This is a genomic window from Croceitalea dokdonensis DOKDO 023 (genome assembly GCF_001306415.1).
Taxonomy (GTDB): domain Bacteria; phylum Bacteroidota; class Bacteroidia; order Flavobacteriales; family Flavobacteriaceae; genus Croceitalea; species Croceitalea dokdonensis.
This window is the reverse complement of record NZ_LDJX01000002.1, coordinates 131,421-150,038: the sequence shown is the minus strand read 5'-3', so window position 1 is coordinate 150,038 and position 18,618 is coordinate 131,421. Positions and strand designations below refer to the sequence as shown.

Annotated in this window: 15 protein-coding genes and 2 tRNA genes; 9 read left to right on the top strand and 8 right to left on the bottom strand. The window is 42.2% G+C overall.

Translation table 11 applies throughout. The features are described from left to right. Window positions 1-77: 77 nt before the first annotated feature. Window positions 78-1,433: a UDP-N-acetylmuramate--L-alanine ligase gene (locus tag I595_RS04185; RefSeq protein WP_054558664.1), complete on the top strand. Its 1,356-nt coding sequence runs from the start codon at window positions 78-80 to the stop codon at window positions 1,431-1,433. Window positions 1,434-1,482: 49 nt separating this feature from the next. Here I595_RS04185 and I595_RS04180 read toward each other — a convergent pair whose 3' ends face one another. Next, window positions 1,483-1,926, bottom strand: coding sequence for a DUF1569 domain-containing protein (locus I595_RS04180; protein ID WP_054558152.1), 444 nt, complete (start codon window positions 1,924-1,926; stop codon window positions 1,483-1,485). Window positions 1,927-2,063: 137 nt separating this feature from the next. Between I595_RS04180 and radC the strand changes: the two genes are divergently transcribed. The 6 genes from radC to I595_RS04150 are packed head-to-tail and all read left to right on the top strand — an operon-like array spanning window position 2,064 to window position 7,578. After that, entirely contained in the window at window positions 2,064-2,762 is a 699-nt protein-coding gene (gene radC, locus I595_RS04175; RefSeq protein WP_054558151.1) for a RadC family protein, read from the top strand. Next, window positions 2,763-4,058 carry a polysaccharide deacetylase family protein gene (locus I595_RS04170; RefSeq protein ID WP_054558150.1) on the top strand — a complete coding sequence of 432 codons (1,296 nt, stop codon included), beginning with the start codon at window positions 2,763-2,765 and terminating at the stop codon, window positions 4,056-4,058. It begins immediately after the preceding gene. Further along, entirely contained in the window at window positions 4,051-4,740 is a 690-nt protein-coding gene (locus tag I595_RS04165) for a YjjG family noncanonical pyrimidine nucleotidase (RefSeq protein WP_054558149.1), read from the top strand. Before I595_RS04170 ends, I595_RS04165 begins: the two co-directional genes overlap by 8 nt. 55 nt (window positions 4,741-4,795) lie before the next feature. Beyond that, a complete protein-coding gene (locus I595_RS04160; RefSeq protein ID WP_245628223.1) occupies window positions 4,796-5,347 on the top strand; it encodes a hypothetical protein in 552 nt (183 codons plus the stop codon). Then, window positions 5,344-6,792 (top strand): DUF5723 family protein, encoded by a 1,449-nt coding sequence (locus I595_RS04155; RefSeq protein WP_054558147.1) that lies wholly within the window; start codon window positions 5,344-5,346, stop codon window positions 6,790-6,792. Before I595_RS04160 ends, I595_RS04155 begins: the two co-directional genes overlap by 4 nt. 12 nt (window positions 6,793-6,804) lie before the next feature. Beyond that, window positions 6,805-7,578: a hypothetical protein gene (locus I595_RS04150; protein WP_054558146.1), complete on the top strand. Its 774-nt coding sequence runs from the start codon at window positions 6,805-6,807 to the stop codon at window positions 7,576-7,578. On the opposite strand, the gene I595_RS04145 is transcribed toward I595_RS04150, so the two are convergent. Then, window positions 7,575-8,852: a replication-associated recombination protein A gene (locus I595_RS04145; protein WP_054558663.1), complete on the bottom strand. Its 1,278-nt coding sequence runs from the start codon at window positions 8,850-8,852 to the stop codon at window positions 7,575-7,577. The two genes, I595_RS04150 and I595_RS04145, sit on opposite strands and share 4 nt — an antisense overlap. 80 nt (window positions 8,853-8,932) lie before the next feature. Between I595_RS04145 and I595_RS04140 the strand changes: the two genes are divergently transcribed. Further along, complete coding sequence (locus I595_RS04140; protein ID WP_054558145.1) at window positions 8,933-9,667, top strand: rhomboid family intramembrane serine protease; 735 nt, start codon at window positions 8,933-8,935, stop codon at window positions 9,665-9,667. On the opposite strand, the gene rlmB is transcribed toward I595_RS04140, so the two are convergent. The 6 genes from rlmB to mutS all read right to left on the bottom strand — a co-directional run bounded on the left by rlmB (window position 9,664) and on the right by mutS (window position 17,820). Further along, window positions 9,664-10,401: a 23S rRNA (guanosine(2251)-2'-O)-methyltransferase RlmB gene (gene rlmB / locus I595_RS04135; RefSeq protein WP_054558144.1), complete on the bottom strand. Its 738-nt coding sequence runs from the start codon at window positions 10,399-10,401 to the stop codon at window positions 9,664-9,666. The genes I595_RS04140 and rlmB overlap by 4 nt on opposite strands. Window positions 10,402-10,475: 74 nt before the next feature. Continuing rightward, window positions 10,476-11,213 carry a hypothetical protein gene (locus I595_RS04130; RefSeq protein ID WP_157449638.1) on the bottom strand — a complete coding sequence of 246 codons (738 nt, stop codon included), beginning with the start codon at window positions 11,211-11,213 and terminating at the stop codon, window positions 10,476-10,478. Window positions 11,214-11,317: 104 nt separating this feature from the next. After that, window positions 11,318-14,647 (bottom strand): VCBS repeat-containing protein, encoded by a 3,330-nt coding sequence (locus I595_RS04125; RefSeq protein ID WP_054558142.1) that lies wholly within the window; start codon window positions 14,645-14,647, stop codon window positions 11,318-11,320. 155 nt (window positions 14,648-14,802) lie between these two features. After that, a tRNA-Leu gene (locus I595_RS04120) sits at window positions 14,803-14,886 on the bottom strand. A gap of 71 nt (window positions 14,887-14,957) precedes the next feature. After that, a tRNA-Gly gene (locus tag I595_RS04115) sits at window positions 14,958-15,030 on the bottom strand. Window positions 15,031-15,237: 207 nt separating this feature from the next. Continuing rightward, window positions 15,238-17,820 carry a DNA mismatch repair protein MutS gene (mutS, locus tag I595_RS04110; protein ID WP_054558141.1) on the bottom strand — a complete coding sequence of 861 codons (2,583 nt, stop codon included), beginning with the start codon at window positions 17,818-17,820 and terminating at the stop codon, window positions 15,238-15,240. A 129-nt stretch (window positions 17,821-17,949) separates the two neighbouring features. Between mutS and I595_RS04105 the strand changes: the two genes are divergently transcribed. Then, window positions 17,950-18,480: an RNA methyltransferase gene (locus tag I595_RS04105; protein WP_054558140.1), complete on the top strand. Its 531-nt coding sequence runs from the start codon at window positions 17,950-17,952 to the stop codon at window positions 18,478-18,480. Window positions 18,481-18,618 lie beyond the last annotated feature (138 nt).

Here is an 18,618-nt window from a genome sequence, read left to right as displayed (position 1 = left end):
TTTCTTTTTTGACAAGATAGCAAGAATCAAAACACATTTTTGGCCCATTGGTTATCTTTGCCAGCAATAAAACAGCTATGAACGTACATTTTATTGCCATTGGTGGCTCCGCGATGCATAATTTAGCATTGGCTTTGGCACATAAAGGATATCAGGTCACCGGTAGTGACGATGTGATTTTTGAACCCTCAAAAGGAAGGCTCCAAGCCCATGGGTTACTGCCAGAGGTCTTTGGATGGTTTCCCAATAAAATCCACGAAGGCATAGATGCCGTTATTTTGGGAATGCATGCCAAAGCGGATAATCCAGAACTTTTAAAAGCACAAGAACTAGGGCTTACCATATATTCCTATCCCGAGTTTTTATATGAACAATCCAAAAATAAAACTAGGGTGGTCATAGGAGGTAGCCATGGAAAGACTACGATAACCTCTATGGTTTTGCATGTGTTAAAGTACCACGAAAAGGAGGTGGACTATATGGTTGGAGCCCAGTTAGAGGGGTTTGAACGCATGGTGCACTTAACCGAAGATAATGACTTTATGGTCCTGGAAGGGGATGAATACCTCTCTTCCCCCGTGGACAGGCGTCCAAAATTTCATTTATACCAACCTAATATCGCCTTGTTGAGCGGAATTGCTTGGGACCATATCAATGTATTCCCAACCTTGGAGAATTATGTGGAGCAGTTTCAAATATTTGTGGATAGCATTGTAAATGGGGGTTCTATTACTTATAACGAAGAAGACCCTGCCGTTGTGCAGGTGGTAGAGCAGTCCCAAAATACCATTCGCAAATTTCCGTATCGCACCCCCAATTATAAGGTAGAGGATGGAAAGACGCTACTGGATACCCCGGAAGGATTGATGCCTATTGAAATATTTGGGCAACACAATCTCAATAACCTAGCCGGTGCCAAATGGATATGCCAGCAAATGGGGGTGGACGAAGCTGATTTCTACGAAGCCATCGGCACATTTAAGGGAGCTTCCAAACGTCTAGAAAAGTTGGTGCAGGGCAATGGCAAGGTTGCCTATAAGGATTTTGCACATTCTCCCAGTAAGGTAAAAGCCACCACTAAGGCGGTAAAAGAACAGTATCCTGATAAAAGATTGGTGGCATTTCTGGAATTACATACCTATAGCAGCTTTAACCCGGAGTTTTTAAAAGAGTATGAAGGCTCGTTGGCGGCGGCAGATGAGGCTATTGTATTCTATTTGCCAGAATCCGTGGCCATAAAAAAATTAGAACCTGTAAGTACGCAGCAAATTAAAAGTGCCTTTAAGCGGGAAGACCTAAAAATTTATACCAACGCTTCATCTTTTAGGGAGGTGGTGTTTCAAAAGAACTATGACAACACGGTAGCCCTGTTTATGAGTTCTGGCAACTATGGCGGTTTGGACTTAAATGCAGTTAAAGACCTATTTGGTTAGCGGTAATTTTCCAGTGTTTGGGCCAATGCCCCATCCAGCACATAGAAATCTATACCCCAAACTGCTTTAAATGGTGGTCTAGATGTTTAAATTCCAATTGTCCCCACTGGTTCTTGGTAAATGTGCCAAAAGCTGGGTGTGGGTGCCAAGTTTCACGATCGTGCAATTGTGCAAACTCATCTACCAAACGGGTGAGAGCCTCGTACTCAGTGCTAAAATCCTTGGGCTCTTTTGCTTTAAGCTGTGGGGCAGTAGGGAGGTTTTTTCGCCAAGGCTTGTCATTGTAGAGCGATTTTTTAAAAAAAGTCCTTATGAACCAGTTTCCCTTTGAGGTGTTTGGCCTGTTTTCAATAGCAAGTTGCAATGGGTATTGACAATGCCACAACATCTGGCCTACCGTCATTTTACCCCATTGGCCTTTAGAATTCTCGGTTAGTTTTGCTAGTCTATCTTTGATTTCAGCATGGCCATCGGTGGTTAATAGGGATTTCATTTCGTATAGGTGCTAGTGTTAATGCGTTATAAGATAAGGCCTAAATCTTTTTTAGACAAATGTTCATGGTATCGCAAAGATGGAATCCGATGGGCTTTGGGAAACATCAAATCCAAAATTCCAAGTATCTTTAGCGCATGCAAGATAAGCCAACCTCCTTTCCCATAAAAAACTGGTCTGATGACGATAAGCCACGTGAAAAACTAGCGCAAAAGGGACGTTCCGCACTTTCCGATGCAGAGCTTATCGCCATTCTTATTGGTTCTGGCAGTAGGGAAGAAAGTGCGGTACAATTATCAAAGCGCATTTTGGCATCTGTAGACAATAATTTAAACAATTTGGGTAAATTGTCCTTGCAGCAACTTATGAAATTTAAAGGTATTGGGGAGGCCAAAGCCATTGGTATAGCCGCAGCTTTGGAGATTGGCCGGCGCAGAAGGGGAGAAGACTTGGTCAAGGTTGGTAAAATCACCAGTAGTGCAGTCGCTTTTGATTTGCTACAACCTATTCTGGGGGAGTTGCCACATGAGGAGTTTTGGATTTTGTACCTAAACAATGCCAATAAGGTGCTTCACAAGGAACAACTGAGCAAAGGGGGTATGACGGGTACATTGGTAGACGTTAGGCTGGTCTTAAAACTTGCACTTGAACATGCTGCGGTAGGACTCATTTTGGCGCATAACCATCCCTCTGGGACCCTTAAACCGAGTTTGGCCGATAAGCAACTCACCCAAAAACTTAAGAATGCGGCCCAAGCATTGGATATAAAGGTGTTGGACCATTTAATCATCACACAAAAGGCGTACTTTAGTTTTGCCGATGAACAACTCCTGTAGATGCTCTTGATCTATACACATAAGATTACAAAACGTTTCACCTATGTGATGAAGCAGGTTTTTGTGCGGATTTTAGGTATTGAGGTCACGTTTACCACCAAAGTAGAGGACTTTATCAAACACACCGGGCCAAAAATCACCTATACCAAACAGCCTTTGCAGAACGAGTTCTTTGTTCGCTCCAATGATTTGCTTTTTGAGCAAGGCATCAATGATATAGAGATTAAGCTTGGAGAATGGAACGGGGTGCCATGCTTTTTTGATGCTGGCGAACGCAGCAATGTCCCCTTTGATATTTTTTCTGCAGCATTTTACTTGCTTAGTAGGTATGAGGAATATTTACCCCATGTAAAAGACGATTTAGGTCGTTTTCCGGCCAAAAAAAGCTTGGGGTTTGAAAAAGGGTTTTTGGAATGCCCGCTGGTAGATCAATGGGCGTATTTACTGTTGGACGGTTTAAAGCAGCGGTTTCCAGACCTAGAACAGGCATCAAAAACGTATTCCTTTACCCCTATCATAAATGTGACAACCTCCCATTGTTACGCGCTCAAAGGTTTTTCCAGGAGCATTGCCGGATTTTTTCTGGATTTAAGCCGTCTGCGCTTATCTCGTTTGGTCAAAAGGATTACGGTTTGGTTCAACCCCAAAAAAGATCCGTATGACAATTTTGATTTCTTGCTGGGCCTTCATAAGAAATTTAAGGTAAAGGCCATGTTCTTCTTTCAATTTGCGGCATATTCTGCCCATGATAAGAACATCTCCATTTACCGTAACAAATTTAGGCACCTCATTAAATCGGTTTCGGATTATAGCAAAGTGGCGCTAAGCGCTTCCTTGGCCTCGGTTAGGGATATTTCCATATTGGTCAAGGAAAGAAAACGTCTTTCTGATTTGATCAATAGGCCCGTACAGCATGTTCGTTTACGGTATAACCGCGTGGCCATTCCGCAAACGTACCGCAATTTAATTGAAGCGGAATTTACGGACGATTATACCATGGGCTATACCCACCACCTTGGTTTTAGGGCCGGAACCTGTACTCCATTCTATTTTTACGACCTTACCTTAGAGGCACAGCAACCCTTGCGCATTCACCCGTTTGTGTTGTGTGATTATGCCCTAAGGAATTTTAAGAATCAACAAGAGGTATTTCAGAAATTAGATCTCCTTTATCAACAAGTTAAACAGGTGAATGGAACCTTTACCCTTGTTTTTTCCAATGAGCTCTTGGGGGGCAACCATAAAATAAACTGGTTGGAACTCTACGGGGCCACCTTAAAAAGATATTATGTTTAAAGCGGTTGTTACCGATGTGTTTTTTGATTTGGACCACACCCTTTGGGATTTTGAGAAAAACTCTGCATTAACCTTTCAAAAGATTTTTAAAAGCAACGAATTGGACATTGAACTGGCCAGGTTCTTGGAAATCTATGTTCCATTGAACCTTAGTTTTTGGAGGCTTTACCGCGAGGAAAAAATTAGCAAAGAAGAACTGCGCTACCAGCGGCTAAGGACCGCTTTTGACCAATTGGGCATGTTCGTAAGCGATGATGATATCAACCAACTTGCAGAGGATTATATTGCCAACCTATCTACCTTTAACCATCTTTTTCCCGGTACACTGGAACTTCTAGATTATTTAAAGGGCAGCTATAAGCTGCATATAATTACCAATGGGTTTGAGGAAATCCAAGAAAAGAAAATGCGTAATGCGGGCATCTTGGACTATTTTAAGGTGGTAGTGAACTCAGAAATGGCAGGGGTAAAAAAACCGCATCCCAAGATTTTTAAAATGGCATTGGAAATGGCAGATGCCCAACCTAAAACCTCACTTATGATAGGAGATAGCCTAGAAGCGGATATTTTGGGCGCAAAGAATATGGGCTTGCATACCTTACATTTTGAATATCAAAAAAAACTGGACCATACTATTTGTCCATCGGTCATGGAATTGAGCGAAATAAAAAACTATTTGTAGAGTTATAGTAGGGTATACTTTTTGTTGATTGTTATCTCTTATTAAGTATTCCACTATGATGAAAATTAGTTCCCTTTGTAGGCCTCTTTGGTATATAGCCCTGTTGTTCGCCGTTTCTTGTGCGGAGGAGCAGGATTTTGACCAGTTTAACAATCTGTCCATAATTCCAGAGGTGTCTAGTAGCATTTTTTATTTTGAGTCCGATGAAGGCACCATAAACGCGGCGGGTGGCGGAACGTTTTACGAACAGGACTTTACCTTTGAAGCCTTTAACGAGCCTTTTGTTTCAGAACGGGTTGTTAATGGCACCATTACCTATCAAATAGAAAACACCACCAGTAAACCAATAGCCGCGAGTATCTCTTTTCTTGACAATGCTGGAACAGTGCTGGATACGGAAAACTTTGCCATTGGTGAGCACCCTTTTCCCTTATTGGAACGTCAGGTAGCCTATGGGGAGGGGGGCAAAAGCTTGGATATTCTAAGAAACACCACCTTAATTAAGGTAACGGGGGAGAATTTGGGAGACGCTTCCAGCACATCCTCAGAACGTACCCCAGTCATTATAATTCGTTCAAGTGCTACCTTTAGCCTAGAACTCAGATGAGGTGGACCAATACCTTTTTGTGGTTCATTGCCCTTTGGACCGCGGGCGTAACTGCACAAAATAAGCAGTTATTGTATGATTTCTATGAAGTGCCCCAGTCGTTACTTTTAAACCCAGGGGTCATTACCCCATACCAATGGCACGCTGGAGTTCCTTTGTTGTCAGGACTTTCCGTACAGGCGGGAAGCAGTGGAATTGCCGTAAACGATATTTTTGCCAATGACGGCATTGATTTTACCACAAAGTTCCGGGAACGTGTGGTCAATGGTTTAAGCCCAAACGATGTCATTGGGGGCAGCGGACAAATAGAGGTTTTTTCGGGTGGTTTCAGAAGTTCCAAAAGGCCTACGGATTATTATTCTTTTGGCATGTACGGCGAAGGGTTTATTGCCCAATATTGGCCGTCCGATTTGGCACAGCTAGCTTTTGAAGGCAACGCCAACAATATCGGCCGCAGGTTTCAATTCAATCATTTAACAACTGGGGGCGAAGCCGTCAATGTCTTCCATTTTGGCATCAATAGGCAGATTAACAATAGGTTGACCGCGGGGTTGCGGTTCAAGGTATATTCCAGTGTATTTGAATTTACATCCAAAGGTAACGATGGGTATTTTGTGACCACCCAAGGGGAGAACAATATTTTGCGCAATACGGTAGTGGCAGATGTTACCATGAGGACTTCCGGCGTGGAAAGCCTTCTGGAACTGCTTGGGGATGATACCTTGGCCCAAAGTGTAGAATTGCCCAGATGGTTGTTGGGTCGCTCCCTGTTGGGCGGAAACTTAGGTGTTGGTCTTGATTTTGGGTTTACAAAAAGACTGGGTTCAAATTCCTATTTCACCATTAGCGTTCTGGATATCGGGTTTATTTACCACAATAATGATGTTAAAAACTACACCCTAAATGGTGCCGGAACCAATGAGGGTATAGAAATTATCTTACCCGAGGATTTGGGAAACCTGAGTGTGGACATTTGGCAGGATTTGGTGGATGATTTTGAAGAACGTATTCCGCTGGATACCAATGCCGATGCCTTTTTTTCGCTAAGGCCTACACAACTTAATGCATCTTATCGCTACCATTTTGGGGAATATAGCAAGAAATCAAATTGCGATTGCGATATCGCTCCAAGTGGAAGAAATATCAACATCGATTATAAGAATGCCGTAGGAGCGCAACTTTTCATGATTCATCGGCCCAGAGGGCCCCAGGCGGCGTTAACCGCTTTTTATCAAAAAAGATTGGGCAATGTTTTGGCGTTAAAAGGCACTTACACCATGGATAAATACTCCTTTGCCAATCTCGGGCTTGGGGTTAGTATGCAGGCAGGACCTGTGAACTTTTACCTAATGGCGGATAACTTGCTCGGTTACCAAAACCTGCCGGCGAGTAACTATGCCTCTTTACAGTTTGGGTTGAATATACTATCTTGGAACCCTAATTAGTAATTTGTATAGATGTTAAGGAATATAGTGGTTTTTACCTTTGTAGTTTTGTACGGGACCTCAATAAGTGCACAGTTGGATGGATATAAATACATTGTGGTACCCAAAAAGTTTTTGACTTTTAAGGAGTATAACCAATATCAAAGTAGCACCATTATAAAGCACTTCATGCAACAGGCGGGCTTTAATGTGTTGTATGAGGACGAGCTGCCCCAAGATGGCGCAGCGAATAGATGCTTAGCGCTATTTGCGGATGTTCAGGACAATTCTAGCATGTTAAAGACAAAGGTGGCCATAGCGCTTAACGATTGTAAGGGAAATAGTGTATACCTCACCCCTGAGGCACAAACCAAAGAAAAAGACTTATTAAAGGCTTATAAAGAGGTGATAACGGAAGCTTCTTCCTATTTTACTGGATTAACCCACAATTACAGGCCTCCAACCGCACCAAAGAAAATAAATACCCAGGTCACCGAACAGTCCAAAGCCCCTTCTCCCATAAGTGCTTCCCCAACCGATGGCAATATTGTGCCAACTGAAGCCAAGGAGGGCCTTTCTGCAAATAACGGCACTAGCTTAAATGCCATCGGTACCAATGATGGTTACCTTTTGGTCGATGGCGCGGATACCATACAATACCGTTTGACCAAAACCGCTGCTGAAAATGTTTTTCATGCAGATAAAAAAGGCGTTAAGGGAATTGTGTACCAGAAAGAGGGGAAATGGTATTTTGAGTCTGAAAAGGAGCAGGACAAAATGGTAGAGGAATTGGTCATTGTATTTTAGAAATCATATTTGTCTTTCCATCGCGCCAGTAAAAAATCCTTCATTCCCTGTTCCCTAGCGTTTTTTCCTGGAATATAAAAGGAAGTTCCCTTTAGTTGCTCTGGTAAGAACTCTTGGTCAATAAAATTGTTCTGGTAGTCATGGGCGTATGCATACCCATCTCCATACCCTAAGTCTTTCATTAATTTGGTTGGTGCATTTCGCAAGTGTAGCGGTATGGGCAGGTCACCAGTCTGCTTCACGCTTTGCTGGGCTTTGTTGATGGCCATGTAGCTGGCATTGCTTTTTGGTGATGCTGCTAAATAAATGGCGCATTGGCTCAGGATTATCCTTGCCTCTGGGTAACCAATGGTCGTCACCGCTTGAAACGTAGTGTTCGCCATCACCAATGCGGTAGGGTTGGCATTGCCAATGTCCTCAGCGGCAAGAATAAGCATTCTTCTAGCAATAAATTTTACATCTTCCCCGCCTTCGATCATTCTGGCCAACCAATATACTGCTGCATTGGCATCGCTACCGCGGATGGATTTTATAAAAGCAGAGACAATGTCATAGTGCTGTTCCCCAGTTTTATCATACAGCACTGTATTGGCCTGTACTTGCTTTAAGACCAGCTCATCAGTAACAATAACCTTGGATTCCGGATAGGAATTAATCAGCAGTTCAAAAATGTTTAGAAGCTTTCTGCCATCACCCCCGGACAATCTTATTAAGGCTTCGGTTTCTTTGAGATGAACTTTTTTGGATTTTAATAAAGGATCCTGTTTAATGGCACGTTCTAGCAACGCTTCCAGGTCCTCTTTTGAAAAAGGCCGCAGGATATATACCTGACAGCGGCTTAAAAGGGCCGGAATCACTTCAAAGCTAGGGTTTTCCGTTGTTGCTCCAATTAGGGTCACCCAACCCTTTTCTACAGCTCCCAGCAAAGAGTCTTGTTGGGATTTGCTGAACCTGTGGATTTCATCTATAAACAGGATTGGGTTTTTAGTGGTAAAGAGACCTCCTTGATCTTTGGCCTTTGCAATGACCTCCCGTACTTCTTTTACCCCACTGCTAATGGCACTTAAGGTATAGAACGGACGTTTACTTTCCTTGGCGATGATATTGGCCAAGGTGGTTTTTCCGGTCCCGGGCGGTCCCCAAAGAATCAATGATGGAATTACGCCAGACTTAATTTGTTGTGTCAATGAGCCATTTTTGCCCACTAGATGGTGTTGACTGATGTAATCCTCTAGATGCTCCGGTCGCATACGTTCCGCTAAAGGTGCGTTCATTTGGTTCATTCCAAGTAAAATATATCTGACAATTTAGCCGTTTTGGTTAAACTGGTCAATTCTTTGCTTTTATGTGGTCCATGAACGAAAATAGCTATTATAAGTTTACGACGTCCATGCTGCTAGTGCCGCTATTTGCCGTACTCGCTATTTGGACGGTTTTCTGGATAGAGGTGCGGTTTCAGGTAAACTTAAACTATTTAGGCGTTTATCCGAGAACCATTAAGGGTCTGGCTGGCATAGGGCTAAGCCCGTTGATTCATGGTTCCCTGGAACATTTGTACAACAATACCATTCCACTGGCCATCTTGTCCTTGGCCGTGGTGTATTTTTATAAGGATGCAGCCCTAAGAGTGTTTCTGCTGGGCGTTGTATGTTCTGGAGCCCTTACTTGGGTCATTGGTAGGCCTTCTTACCATATTGGTGCCAGTGGGTTGATTTACGCCTTGGCTGCGTTTATCTTTTTTAAGGGTGTTTTTTCAAAATACTATAGGTTGATAGCCCTATCCTTAGGGGTGGTGTTTATTTATGGAAGTATGCTTTGGTATATTTTCCCGATTGAGGACGGAATTTCATGGGAGGGCCACCTATCTGGATTTTTAGTTGGTTTGGTTTTGGCCAAAGTAATTCCAACACGGTTGCCCAGTCCGCAAAGGTATCAATGGGAAAAAGAGGATTTTAACGAAGATGACGATCCCTTCCTAAAGCACTTTGATGCAGATGGGAATTTTATGGAAACCGGCCAAGAGCAAGACCCGGACGATAAAACGGAAATTATATACCATTATAAAAAAAATCCTAAAACAAAGGATTAACCCATGCGTTGTCTTACCACTTCATAAAGGAAAACCCCGCAGGCAACCGAAACGTTCAGCGAGGCTATACTGCCCAATAAGGGTAACTTAGTCTTTTCTGATACCAAATTTAGAACGGAAGGGTTTATTCCCCTATCCTCCGACCCCATAATGATAGCGAGCGGATTGGTTAAATCAACTTGATATATATCCATTGGCGCTTTTTCCGTTGCGGCAACAATTTTTACCTCGGAGGCCTGTAAATAAAACAGCGCATCCTTTATATGGTCTACCTTTGCGATGGGAATGTTAAAGGCGGCACCTGCTGAGGTTTTTATAGTGTCATCATTTATGGGGGCTGCACCGTTTTTGGAAACAATGATCAAATGGACCCCTGTACACTCCGCTGTTCTGATAATGGCCCCAAAGTTGCGGACGTCTGTAATACCATCGAGAATAAGGAACAAGGGTTTTTCCGTACTTGTCAATATTTTTTCGGCTGTGGCCTCAAAGTCCTGGAAAGCTACCGGGGAAATGCTTGCAATGGCACCTTGGTGTTTATTGGTGGTAAGTTTGTTGAGTTTGTCCACAGGTACATAAGAACTGCTTAGTCCCTTTCTTCTGATGTGTTGCTCCAATTCTTTGAAAAGGTCTCCCGACAATCCGCGCTGAAGGTATATTTTATTGATCGGTTTGGCGGCTTCAATAGCTTCTATGATTGCCCTAATGCCGTAGATGAGGTTACCCTTTTTCATGTTTGATGGTATGATGCCTATTAAAAAACCCCACTACGGCAGTAGTAGGGTCTAAGTGGATAAAAGTTTTTTGTTTATTGATTCAAATAGGTGACTACCGCCATCAAATCCTCAATGTCCTTAATCTTAATTTTATTTTCTTTTAAATATTGCTGTGTGGACACTTTCATATCCGCGGGCAATAATTTTAAGAGTTTCTTATTTTTAAGCTCTACCTCATCAACCCTGTTGTTTCCCTCAATCTCCAAATAATACTCTTTAAATTGTGAGAATTTTGGCGGAACTGCTTTAATAAATGGGTTTGGGGCGGGCTGCCCTTCCGTATACTTGATGTTGTTTCTTTCATAGAGCTTAAATTTCCCGTCCTGCACTAAGGTTAGATACCCATTTTGCGTTCTGTTCCTTTTGTCAATAAAAGTGCTAAATCTTACTTGTCTGCCATCTACCCCGATTACGGCAATATTTTTGTCTCGGCTAAGACCTCTTATCGGGGCGTCTTCCAGGTTTTGGGTTTTTATTTCTATTTCTTCATTGTACGCATTGTAACGGTAGAAAACGCTCCCCGTGTTTTCTTCTTTATAGTACACGTTTCCAGGGAGGAATGTATTTGATGTATATGGAGAACCCTGAATGGTTTCCATTTTTTTTGCCGTTTTACTATTACGTTCATTGATTGGTCCCAAAGCTTGTTCAAGCTGTCCTAATCCATTGGCATTTCCCGCGGCAGAGCCAGATGAGGCAAACTGTCCAGAATACTGCGCTTCACCCAAAAACATGGAAAAAACACAAAAGAATAAAAGAATACTTTTCATAATGATTGATTTTGCGGGTAAGTTAATTAATTTCAACCGAAATGAGCAACATTTGGATGTTGTTAACATTGATGTTGCATTTACCTTACTTTAAGGTCGATTTTTTATTGGTCTTGCCATTGAAATAGCTGTAATTTTCCATTATTTTGGGCTGTCAGCAAAAGCGTTTGGTCCCGATGCTCCACAAAAATCGCATCCTTGATGTTTCCGTTGACAATGAGCCCACTTTTGCTTGGTGCCAACACGCTGTAGCCGTCCTTTTGGTTGGATATAAGAACAATTCCAGAATAGGCATCCAGCCTAGGGGTTTCTACCTCCGTTTCATAAATATTCCCGGTAACCACAATATCTTCAAAACCATCATGGTTAAGGTCTTGTACACAGTAACTCAAATTAGGTATAAACTGGGCTTCTATGGGCAGGTAACCAAGTCTAAAAACACCATCACCTTGGTTAATCAAGAGAACGGAGCGGAAATCGGTTGCCTCTGCAGCGTATCCTTTGTCAAGTTTATCCCCGTAGATATCGATGAGTTTTGCGTCGGCAAATTCAGAATAGGTTTCAAATTTTTCACTGATAAAAGGCATTTGTTGCGATGAGCATTCCCTGCCCCTAACGGGGACGTACTCACCATTGTATTTTTTGCTTAGGACAACATCTGTGGTTCCATTGTCATCAAAATCATTTGCGTACACTTTAAGGGGTTTTTCTTTACTTGCTTTAAACTTTAGATTTTGGCCTACATTACCAATGACATAATCCTTTAGTCCATCCTTGTTCACGTCAGTCTCTTCTGCTGTAAACCACCAACCCTTGGCCGTGGCACCAGGATTTTTGGATTCATCCTTGACCTGGACAAACCTACCGTCCTTATTTTCAAAAAAACCGATACCTGTCCATTCCCCCACGGCGATAAAATCTTCATTGCCATCGCTGTTAAAATCCGTGACCAAGAGTTTGTTTATGATGCCAAAATCTAAGAGTCCGGGTGCAAATTCTTGGGTTACGTCTACAAAAGTTCCTTGTTCGTTTTTGTATAATGTGGAGGGTTGGAACGTTGGATAGTTCTTAGGGATGACACGGTTGCCTATTAAAATGTCCGGATCCCCGTCATCATCAAAATCTATAATGGCAACGGTTTTACTGTTTTTTGGATATTCCTCAAAGGCCTTTACCTTAACTTTATTAAAATTGCCCTTTCCATCATTTTCATAGAGTCTGTTTTGGAAAAGAGACGAGTGCTCCTCAAATTCATTGCCGCCGCTGGCCACAAATAGGTCTAAGTCATTGTCACCATCAAAATCAAAGAATACAGATTCCATGTCTTCAAAGTCCTTGTCAAGCTCAAATGCGATGGTCCTTTTTTTGGAAAACCCATTGGCACCTTGAATAAATAACTGGCCGGCATGACCGGAGCTCCCTCCAATGTAGACATCCTCCAATCCATCCCCATTGGCGTCTCCTTTGCTCATCAATGGGCCTAATGAGGATTGTTTGTACGGCAATAAAATTTCCTTTTCAAAATCGTTGTACGGATTTTCAATATGTGTATGGGATATTTTGGGTGTGCTAATCTCTTCAAAAAGAGTTGTTGAGCTTGGGGCTTTATAGGTTTTGGTAGCAGCATTTATGTAAGCCTCAACGGTAGTATTGGGCGCTATGTTGGTTAGGGTCTGCTTTTTACCGGTGTCCCAAATTATGTCTATGGAATCTATAATCGTATTGTTTCCCAAACCAAAATACGCGGCCTTTTCTTGGGAAGATCTATATCCCCTGACCCTTCTTGGGGTAACGGCCTGCTGTTTTCCATTATAGTTAAGAACAACCTTCGCGGTTTGTTCAGAGTGGTTTCCCTTTAGCTGGATTTTAATGTAGTTCTTGTTTTCCCTTTCCATCGTATGGTTCTGGTAAACCAAGGCCATATCATCCAGATTATTGATGACAAGATCCAAATCACCATCATTGTCCAAGTCGCCCGTTGCAGCTCCATTACTATAAGTATAGTCTGCCAAACCCCATGTCGCCGCTGATTCTTGGAACCTTAAATCCCCGTGGTTTTGGTATAAAATATTGGGTAATTTTTCTGTGGGAAGGTCATTGTACAATTGCTTTTTTACGGATAGGGGTACATTACGTCCGTATTTTTGCCTCGCTTGGAACACCTTTCGCTGGCTATCATTATCCAGTGCGTAGCGGCGGTAACCATTGGTAATATAAATATCCTTGTCTTCATCAAAATCAAAATCGGACATAAGAACGGACCAGCTCCAATCCGTGTTTGCAGTTTCGGTTAAATGTGCTATGTTGTTGAATTGATTGGTCCCGGTATTCAACTGCAGGGAATTGTACATATATTGGTGGTGGAATTTTGCAGTTTCGGTTAAAAACTCAAATCTTTTGGTATCCATTGAGGCCATAAGTGTCTTGGACCGTTTATGGTCGCTAGCTGCCATATCTAAAACAAAGATGTCATCATGGGTATCATTATTAATATCCGCCACGTCCATTCCCATGCCATAGAAAGAGATTTGGTTGGTATGGGTTTTTATCTCATCCGTAAAAGAACCATTTTGATTATTAATAAATAGGGCGTCAGGTAAATAGTAATCACTTGCAATATAAATATCTGGCCACATATCTCCATTAAAATCATGAATGGAAAGACCCAATCCAAAAATTGGCCTATTTAAACCCACTTTTTTGGTAGCGTCCACATATTTACCGTTACTATTTTCATAAAAGTGGGAAGAGTTAAAATAAGCGGCCTCTTCATTTTTTGTGATTAAGTTGCCCAAGGTAATGGGATCAACGCCATAGTATTCATTTTCATTCATTACCACCAGGTCAAGATCACCATCTTTATCGTAGTCCAAAAAAGCGGACTGGGTACTTATGCCCATATCTGCAAGTCCCATTTCTTCCGCAACCTCCTTAAAAGTATTGTCCTGTTGGTTTAAAAATAGCAGGTTTTTTCTTTGTAACCTTTGGTTTGGTCCGCCTTGGGACAAATAGATATCCATCCAGCCGTCATGGTTGATGTCAACAAAGGTGACCCCGTTGGTCCATATCTTTCCTTGGTTAATGCCAGCTTGTTCCGTGATATCCTCAAACACAAAGTTTCCCTTGTTTAGGTAAAGTTTATTGGGAACTTGATTGCCACAAAAAAAGATGTCCAATAACCCGTCGTTATTAATGTCTTCCAGGCCTACGCCAGCCCCATTATAGAAATAGTCATAATCGAACAAGTTGTCCAGGGTAGAAAGGTTTTCCTGAAGTGTATTTTTAAAATTTATATTGGTTTTTGATGGGGATAAGGAACTAAAAATGGGCTGGGGAGCAGTTTTGGGGACAGCAACCCCACGTTTATCTTCTGTTTTATTGTTAATGCAGGCCGATGCAACCCATAGGAGGATAAAACCAAAAAATAATCTCATTTCTTATCTTAATTTGGGATAAAGATACAATGGGGAACTTTAAATGCCCTAATACAGGAATGTGAATTGGCTTTTTGAACAGGAAGACCAAATTGTTGGTACGTAAGATTGGTCGCAACAAAAAAGCCACAATACGGGGATTGTAGCTTTTTCTGTACTCGAGGCGGGACTTGAACCCGCACGGGCAAATGCCCACAGGATTTTAAGTCCGGCGTGTCTACCAATTCCACCACTCGAGCAGGACTTCATCTGATTTTTTTTTACCTCAAAAAAAAACTCCACTCTGGTTGACTGAGCGGAGTCGAAATTGAGCGAAAAACGGGATTTGAACCCGCGACCTCCACCTTGGCAAGGTGATGCTCTACCAGCTGAGCTATTTTCGCGTTTGTATGAACGTGCATATTTATTAACATGCGGATGCAAATTTAAAACAATTCTTGTAATCTAAAACAATTTTTGAATGAAAAATAATAGCCGCTCCAAAATTTAAATGAATGGTATCCTTTTAAACATTACTTCGTTGGCTGTTTTTGATAAGTATCCCAATAGGGAGAAACATTAGTCCATTACCATAAGATAATGATATTGGACTAGGAAGTTGCTTTTTTGTTCTTACTCAATAGCCTTTTGATTTCGTTGAGCTTCATTAAGGCCTCTACTGGCGTTAGGGTGTCAATGTCCAAATGCAGGATTTCCTCCTTGATTTCTTCCAAAAGGGGGTCGTCTAGGTTAAAAAAACTTAGTTGAAGCTCGTCCTGTCCAGATTGAAGACGCGCACCGTTATCTTCCGTGGCATGCGTTTGCTCCAACTTTTTTAAAAGTTTGCCAGCCCTTTGTACTACTTGCTGCGGCATACCGGCCATTTTGGCCACATGGATGCCAAAACTGTGTTCACTGCCTCCCGCAACCAGTTTTCTTATAAAGAGAACATTGTCTTTTAACTCCTTGACCGATACGTTAAAATTTTTGATTCGTTCAAAGGTGTTGGTCATTTCATTGAGTTCATGGTAGTGGGTTGCAAAAAGCGTTTTGGCCCTCGAAGGATGTTCATGCAGGTATTCGGAAATGGCCCAGGCAATGGAAATACCGTCATAGGTAGATGTGCCTCTGCCAATTTCGTCAAGTAGGACAAGACTTCTTTCGGATAAGTTGTTGAGGATGGAAGCGGTCTCATTCATTTCAACCATAAAGGTAGACTGCCCCATGGAGATGTTATCACTTGCCCCAACCCTCGTAAAAATCTTATCTACCAAGCCAATTTGGGCAGATGCCGCAGGAACAAAACTTCCCATTTGGGCCAAGAGAACAATGAGCGCGGTTTGTCTAAGAATGGCAGATTTACCGCTCATGTTTGGTCCTGTGATCATAATGATCTGCTGTTCTTCCCTGTTGAGAACAACATCATTGGTGATGTAGGTTTCACCCAATGGAAGCTGTTTTTCTATCACCGGATGTCTGCCATCCTTAATGATTAAATCCGTAGAGGTATTTATCTCTGGTTGGGTATAATTGTTGTCTTTTGCCAACTGTGCAAAACCACAAAGGCAATCCAATCTGGCAATTCCTTGGGCATTTTGCTGTACCTCGGTGATATGTGCTTGCATCCAAACCAAAAGCTGCTCAAACAACTGTTGTTCCAGAGTAAAAATACGTTCCTCCGCACCAAGGATTTTAGCTTCATATTCTTTAAGCTCTTCTGTAATGTAGCGTTCTGCATTAACAAGGGTCTGTTTGCGTATCCAACTTTCTGGCACCTTGTCTTTATGCGTGTTCCGGACTTCAATATAATATCCAAAAACATTGTTCGACGCAATTTTTAATGAGGTAATACCCGTAGTTTCAGTCTCACGGGCCAACATTTTGTTAAGGTAGTCCTTGCCGGAAAAAGCCAACCCGCGTAATTCGTCCAATTCCTTGGAATATCCAGTGGCAACGGTGTTTCCCTTGGCGATGTTGACCGGGGCATCTTCGTTGAGCATTGCCTTTATTTTTTCTGTAAGCAACCTACAATCCTCTAAGTTGTTTCCCAGACCTTGTAGTGCTTTGTTGCCACTTTTTAACGCCAATTGTTTTATGGGCTGCACCGCCAAAAGTGAATTTTTTAACTGAACTACCTCCCTTGGGTTGATTTTGCCGGTGGCCACTTTGGAGATCAATCGTTCCAAATCCCCCATTTGCTTCATCCAATGCTGCATTTTTTCTAAGACCGCACTTGTATCTTTCAAGTGACCAACCGTCTCATGGCGACGGGTAATCTCTGCAACGTCTTTTAAAGGAAGCGCCAACCATCTTTTTAACAAACGACCACCCATTGGTGAAATAGTTTTGTCTATAACGTCCAACAAGGTGACGGCATTGGTATTGGCAGATTGGTAGAGTTCTAGGTTACGAATGGTAAAACGGTCCATCCAGATGTAGGATTCCTCTGCGATTCGCTCAATTTTATTGATATGCTTTAGCTGTCTATGTTGGGTTTCCGATAAGTAATGCAGTACCGCCCCAGCGGCAATAATGCCGTGCTGTAGATGTGCGACACCAAAGCCTTCTAAGCCTATGGTTCTAAAATGGTCTGTTAGGCGCTCGTTGCCGTAGTCTTCTTGAAAAATCCAATCCTCAAGAAAAAAACTGTGGTACGTTGTGCCAAACTGCTCTGTGAATTCCTTCCGATGCGTTTTTGGGACCAGAATTTCATTTGGGGCAAAGTTTTGCAATAATTTATCAATTTGCTCCATGGAGCCTTCGGAGATTAAAAATTCCCCCGTTGAAATATCCAAAAATGCAACCCCCAATTTTTTCCTTCCAAAATGCACGGCTGCGAGAAAATTATTGCTCTTGGCGCTTAAAATGTCATCATTTAAAGCAACCCCCGGTGTCACTAGCTCGGTCACCCCCCTTTTTACGATACTCTTGGTCTGTTTGGGGTCTTCCAGTTGGTCACAAATGGCCACCCGCTGCCCTGCTTTGACCAGTTTTGGTAGATAGGTGTTTAAGGAATGGTGTGGGAAGCCCGCAAGTTCCGTTTGGTCACCACCGTTGTTTCTGTGGGTGAGCACTATACCTAAAATTTCAGCGGCTTTTATGGCGTCTGCACCAAAGGTTTCATAGAAATCCCCAACACGAAAAAGTAAAAGCGCATCAGGATGTTTGGTCTTGATGGCATTGTACTGCTTCATTAAAGGTGTCACCTTTTTAACCTTTGTAATTTTGCCCAAAATAGATTGTCTTAATTTTATCGAAAATATGAAGTTACCTAGGGTTCTTGAACTATTGTTGATATTTCAAGGATAAAAGTGGATAAGTCTATGCGTAAACTTGCTAATGAAGAGCTACAACGCTTAAACGTTGATGAATTTAAGAAAGCCAAAAAAACCCCGATTATCGTGATTCTTGATAATATTCGGAGTTTGAACAATATCGGATCGGTATTTAGGACCTCGGACGCCTTTCTGATTCAAAAAATCTATCTCTGTGGTATTACCGCAAAACCCCCTCACAAGGATATTCAAAAAACGGCACTAGGAGCCACGGATAGCGTATCCTGGGAATACGTTGGGGATACCCTTGGGCTCGTGCAAAAACTACAGGCTAGCGGGGTTGCCATTTTCTCTGTAGAGCAGGCGGAACGGGCAATTCTGTTGAACAATTTTCAACCGGAACCTTTAAAGACCTATGGTCTGGTATTTGGGAATGAGGTAAAAGGCGTATCCCAGGAAGTAGTGTCAGCATGTGATGGGGTCATTGAGATTCCCCAGTCTGGCACCAAGCATTCATTGAATATTTCGGTGAGTGCTGGGATAGTGCTTTGGGACTTCTGGTCCAAATTACAGGGATAAAGCCATTTTTGGTTTTTATTAAAGCGGTATCAGCAATAATTTGACAGTAAACAAAAAACCCTTGATACTCGGTACCAAGGGTGCACTATATAGTTTGAGTTAGTTAGTTTCTGAATCTCACAGGCTGCTAAGAAAGTA